The following is a 2236-nucleotide window of genomic DNA, read 5'->3' on the forward strand; positions in this document are numbered from 1 at the left end:
TGCAGCACGTCGCGCGCCCGGTCCTGCCGGGGCAGCGAGGCGATCCACGTCGGGGTGCGCTGGAGCATCGTCACGTCGGCGCCCCGGTCGGCGAGCGCGGGGACGAGGGTGACCGCCGTGGCCCCCGAGCCGATGACGACGACCTTCCGGTCGCTCACGTCGAGGTCCTCGGGCCAGAACTGCGGGTGCACGACCTGCCCCTCGAACTCCCCGATCCCCGGCAGCTGCGGGTCGTGCGGCCGCTCGTAGTCGTAGTAGCCGCTGCACAGGTAGAGGAACGAGCACGTCAGCTGCTCGGGCCCTCCCTCACCGGCCTCCCCGCGCTCGACCGTCACCGTCCAGCGCGCGTCCTCGCTCGACCAGTCCGCGGCGACGACCCTGTGCCCGAAGCGGATCCGCTCGGTGATGCCGTACTTGTCCGCCGTCGTCCTGAGGTAGTCGAGGATCTTCGGCCCGTCGGCGATGGCGTCCGGATCGGTCCACGGCTCGAAGGGGAAGCCGAGCGTCATCATGTCCGAGTCGGACCGCACGCCGGGGTAGCGGAAGAGGTCCCAGGTGCCGCCGATCGAGTCACGCGCCTCGAGGATCGCCCAGCTGCGTGATGGGCTCATCGTGGACAGGCGGTAGGCGGCGCCGACCCCGGACAGGCCGGCTCCGACGACGAGGACGTCCAGGTGCTCGAGATCGCTCACCGGCCCATTCTCACCCACCATGGTCCGCATGTGACGCGCGCCGCGCAGCCGGCTACCGGACGGTAACCAGCGGTTACCCTCGGGCGGGTGACGACGGCATACCCCTCCCTGCTCGAACCGCTCGACCTCGGCTTCACGACGCTGCGCAACCGCGTCGTCATGGGCTCGATGCACACCGGACTCGAGGACCGCGCCAAGGACTTCGACCGGCTGGCCGCGTACTACGCCGAGCGGGCCCGCGGCGGCGCCGGCCTCATCGTCACCGGTGGCTTCGCGCCGAACCTCGCCGGCGCGCTCTACCCGGGCAGCTCCGTGCTCATCACCTCGCGGCAGGCCCGCCGCCACCGGGTCATCACGAACGCCGTGCACCGCGAGGGCGGCAAGATCGCGCTGCAGATCCTGCACGCCGGCCGCTACGCGTACTCCCCGCTCGCCGTCTCGGCGTCGGCGGTGAGGTCGCCGATCTCGCGCTTCTCCCCGCGGGCGCTGACCCCGCGCGGCATCGGAAGGACCGTCGCGGCATACGCCCGCTGTGCCCGTGTGGCGCGCGAGGCCGGCTACGACGGCGTCGAGATCATGGGCTCCGAGGGCTACCTGCTCAACCAGTTCCTCGCGCCACGCACCAACCGGCGCACCGACGAGTGGGGCGGCTCCCCCGAGAACCGCCGGCGCCTCGCCGTCGAGGTCGTGCGCGCCGTGCGTGCGGCCGCCGGGCCCGACTTCGTCCTCGTGTACCGCCTCTCGATGCTCGACCTCGTGCCCGACGGCCAGTCGTGGGACGAGGTCGTGGCGCTGGCCCGTGAGGTGGAGGCCGCCGGCGCGACGATCCTCAACACCGGCATCGGCTGGCACGAGGCGCGGGTCCCGACGATCGTCACGTCGGTTCCGCGCGGCGCCTTCACCCGCGTCACCGCGAAGCTCCGGCCGCACGTCACCATCCCCGTCGTCACGTCCAACCGCATCTCGATGCCCGACCTGGCCGAGCGCGTCATCGCCGACGGCAGCGCCGACCTCGTGTCGATGGCCCGGCCCTTCCTCGCCGACCCGGACTGGGTCGCCAAGGCCGCGAGCGACCGCGCCGACGAGATCAACACGTGCATCGCCTGCAACCAGGCCTGCCTCGACCACACCTTCGCCAGGCAGACGGCCACCTGCCTGGTCAACCCGCGCGCGGTGCGCGAGACGACGCTCCTCCTCTCGCCGACCCGCCGCTCCAAGCACGTCGCCGTCGTCGGCGCCGGGCCGGCGGGCCTCGCGGCTGCCACCTCCCTCGCCGACCGAGGCCACCGCGTCGAGCTGTTCGAGGCCGGCGACGACCTCGGCGGCCAGTTCGCGCTCGCGATGCGGATCCCGGGCAAGGAGGAGTTCGCCGAGACGATCCGCTACTTCCGCCGGCGGCTCGAGCTCGGCGACGTCAAGGTGCACCTCGGCCGCCGGGCGGTGGTCGACGACCTCACCGACTTCGACGAGGTCGTCGTGGCCACCGGGGTCGAGCCGCGGATCCCCGACGTCCCCGGCATCGACCACCCGAAGGTCGTCACGTA

At 72.6% G+C, this 2236-nt stretch carries 2 protein-coding genes; one reads left to right on the forward strand and one right to left on the reverse strand.

Going from position 1 to position 2236, the window contains the following annotated elements:
- On the reverse strand, nt 1-692 hold a 692-nt coding region (locus ABD194_RS09975; protein WP_343990798.1), incomplete at its 3' end, for a flavin-containing monooxygenase.
- 87 nt (nt 693-779) lie between these two features.
- Between ABD194_RS09975 and ABD194_RS09980 the strand changes: the two genes are divergently transcribed.
- Nucleotides 780-2236 (forward strand): 2,4-dienoyl-CoA reductase FMN-binding domain-containing protein (locus tag ABD194_RS09980; protein ID WP_343990800.1); only part of this gene is annotated, 1457 nt, incomplete at its 3' end.

It is taken from the genome of Terrabacter terrae, assembly GCF_039529575.1.
In the GTDB taxonomy this organism is placed as follows: Bacteria; Actinomycetota; Actinomycetes; order Actinomycetales; family Dermatophilaceae; genus Terrabacter; species Terrabacter terrae.